The sequence below is a fragment of the Yoonia sp. genome, from assembly GCF_036007805.1.
Taxonomy (GTDB): Bacteria; Pseudomonadota; Alphaproteobacteria; order Rhodobacterales; family Rhodobacteraceae; genus Yoonia.
The window spans coordinates 1-2,614 of sequence record NZ_DASYOK010000315.1 but is presented as its reverse complement, the minus strand read 5'-3'; the positions used below and the strand labels follow the sequence as shown (position 1 = coordinate 2,614).

Sequence of the window (2,614 nt, the reverse complement as noted above, 5' to 3'; positions counted from 1 at the left end):
GATACGATCACGATGTCCGAGCCTGAACGCCGGATGTTGGGGCGTACCGATTGGGCCTTTGTCCACCAGCATGCCCGCGACGGGCTGCGCATGGGTGTCAGCGCCGGTGGCAATGTCGGTGAACGCCTGATGGCTGTGGGTGAGCGGCACTATGGCGACATCCGCGACAAGGCGACCGACTGGCTGGGACGTGTCGAGATTGATGCCTCGCGTGTTGATGATCGTCCGACGACCTTCTCTGGCGGAATGCAGCAACGCCTGCAAATCGCCCGTAATCTTGTGACGGGGCCGCGTCTGGTGTTTATGGATGAACCCACGGGCGGGCTTGATGTGTCAGTGCAAGCCCGTTTGCTTGATCTGCTGCGGGGGCTGGTGCGCGACATGGGATTGTCCGCGATCATCGTCACCCACGATCTGGCGGTGGTGCGTCTGCTCGCGGATCGTCTGATGGTGATGAAGGACGGCCGCGTCGTTGAAGCAGGTCTGACCGATCAGGTGCTGGACGATCCGCAGCATGCCTACAGCCAACTTCTTGTCAGCTCCGTTTTGCAGGTATGACCCATGATTGAACTTACCAACGTCTCAAAAACCTTCACCCTGCACAATCAGGGCAGCGCGGTCATCGAGGTGATCAATGATGTGTCTTTCGCTGTTGCCGCTGGCGAATGCGTGGCGCTGACGGGTGCATCTGGTGCGGGCAAGTCCACGCTGATGCGGATGATTTATGGCAACTACCTGACACAGGCCGGCCAAATCCGCATCGGCGATGTCGATCTCGTTCAGGCCGAACCACGGCAGGTTATTGCGGTGCGCCGTGAAGTTCTGGGCTATGTCAGCCAGTTCCTGCGTGTCGTGCCGCGTGTGCCCACGCTTGATGTGGTCGCCGAACCGCTACGGACGCTAGGCGTTTCCGCAGAAGTGTCACAAGCCCGCGCTAAGGCATTGCTGGGCCAGTTGAACATCCCCGAACGTCTGTGGTCGCTTTCGCCCACCACCTTTTCGGGCGGCGAACAACAGCGCGTGAATATCGCGCGCGGCTTTGCCCATGCCTATCCTGCGATGTTGCTGGATGAACCGACCGCCAGTCTGGATGCCAAGAACCGCGAAGTGGTGTTGTCCCTGATCGAAGAGGCCAAGGCGCGCGGCGCCGCCATCATTGGCATCTTCCACGATGAGGCCGCCCGCGCCCGTGTCTGTGACCGCGAGATCGACGTCAGCCGCTTTACGCCAAAGGTTGCCGCATGAAACAGGGACGCCTCATAGCTGTTGTTGGCCCTTCGGGAGTTGGTAAGGACAGCGTGATGGGGGGCCTGCATGAGGCAATGCCGCGCCTGCATCTGGTGCGCCGCGTGATCACCCGCGCGCCCGCGCTTGGCGGTGAAGATTATGATGCGGTTTCAGTGCCGCAATTTGAAGATTTAGTCGAAAACGGTGCTTTCGCAGTGCATTGGAGTGCGCATGGGCTACACTATGGCATCCCGATCACCGTCAAGTATCAACTGGGTAAAGGCACCGATTGCCTTGCTAATTTCTCGCGCAAGGCGCTGGCTGAAGCGGCCGAGACTTTTCAAAATTTCGTGGTTCTCAACATCAGTGCAACACCGCAAACGCTTGCGCATCGTTTGGCTGCACGGGGGCGAGAGACTGAAGAAGACATCGCCCAACGTCTTGCGCAGGCTGACAAGCCATTGCCTGCGGGGCTGAATGTGATCCACCTCGCCAATGATGGCCCACTGTCCCAGACCGTTGCCCGTGGCGTGGCGCTGCTTCAGCCAGCGAGAGTGTAGCAATGGAGCATCTCAAAGTGTCCATCTTCCCGCTCACCACACAAGGCGATCTGGTCAAGAATGAACGGCGCGGGCAGTTTGGGCAGAAATTTCTGCACAGTCCCGGACCATGTGGTAATCTCTGGCTCGGGCAATTGCCCCGAAAGTGTCAGGTGAAAGCGGAATTCTTCCATCACATAGGGATAGCCCCATTGTACCAGCAAGGCATCCTGCCGCGCTGTCAGGCCGGATGCGCGACGGCGCGCCAACTCTGCGTCGCTGGCGGCCGCGCGGAAACCGTCAAGCGCGCTGACGCAGGCCGCTGCCACTCGTTGCAAGGTTTCTGTGTCTCCCTGAGGTGTGAGGGCCAGAAACCGGCCCAGCGAGGTCAGCGCCAAACCATCACAGACAGCAGGCGCAAGCGACGCCGCCAGTTCCGCGACCGCCTTGTCAAGATCTGCAACGGTACGGCCCTCTTTGAGCCGGAAGGGCGGCTTCAACGTGCCATGAAACCCGTATTTGCGCGGTGTCATTGTAATGTCACGCAGATCGGGCAGATCGGGCTGACGCGTCAGTTGACCGTGCACAACATCCCACCCGAGCCACGACGCCCCGAAATCGGCCAAAGGCCCTGCCGGCGGAACGTAATAAACTGCAAATCGAGAGTATGACATGAATTCCCCTTTTTCCACGGCCTCTTTGACAAAGGCTTGTGACACGGATGTGTCAAGCAACCTGTGTCTTGCAAATGCGCAGCTTGTTCTGGCGGATCAGGTAATCACCGGATCGGTGACAATCGAACAGGGGGTCATCTGCGATATTGCCGAGGGAGATCATGTTCCGGCAGG

Annotated in this window: 4 protein-coding genes; 3 read left to right on the top strand and 1 reads right to left on the bottom strand. The window is 59.3% G+C overall.

All coding sequences use genetic code 11. The features are described 5' to 3' along the window. The 3 genes from VGP75_RS16740 to phnN all read left to right on the top strand — a co-directional run. Positions 1–558: ATP-binding cassette domain-containing protein (locus VGP75_RS16740; protein ID WP_327544748.1), on the top strand; the 558-nt coding region annotated here is incomplete at its 5' end. A 3-nt stretch (positions 559–561) separates the two neighbouring features. After that, the gene (gene phnL / locus VGP75_RS16735) at positions 562–1,245 is read left to right on the top strand and encodes a phosphonate C-P lyase system protein PhnL (protein ID WP_327544747.1); all 684 of its coding nucleotides are present in this window, start codon (positions 562–564) and stop codon (positions 1,243–1,245) included. Then, positions 1,242–1,787 (top strand): phosphonate metabolism protein/1,5-bisphosphokinase (PRPP-forming) PhnN, encoded by a 546-nt coding sequence (gene phnN, locus VGP75_RS16730; RefSeq protein ID WP_327544746.1) that lies wholly within the window; start codon positions 1,242–1,244, stop codon positions 1,785–1,787. The genes phnL and phnN overlap by 4 nt, the downstream gene beginning before the upstream one ends. On the opposite strand, the gene VGP75_RS16725 is transcribed toward phnN, so the two are convergent. Next, the gene (locus VGP75_RS16725; RefSeq protein ID WP_327544745.1) at positions 1,769–2,440 is read right to left on the bottom strand and encodes a DUF1045 domain-containing protein; all 672 of its coding nucleotides are present in this window, start codon (positions 2,438–2,440) and stop codon (positions 1,769–1,771) included. The two genes, phnN and VGP75_RS16725, sit on opposite strands and share 19 nt — an antisense overlap. Positions 2,441–2,614 lie beyond the last annotated feature (174 nt).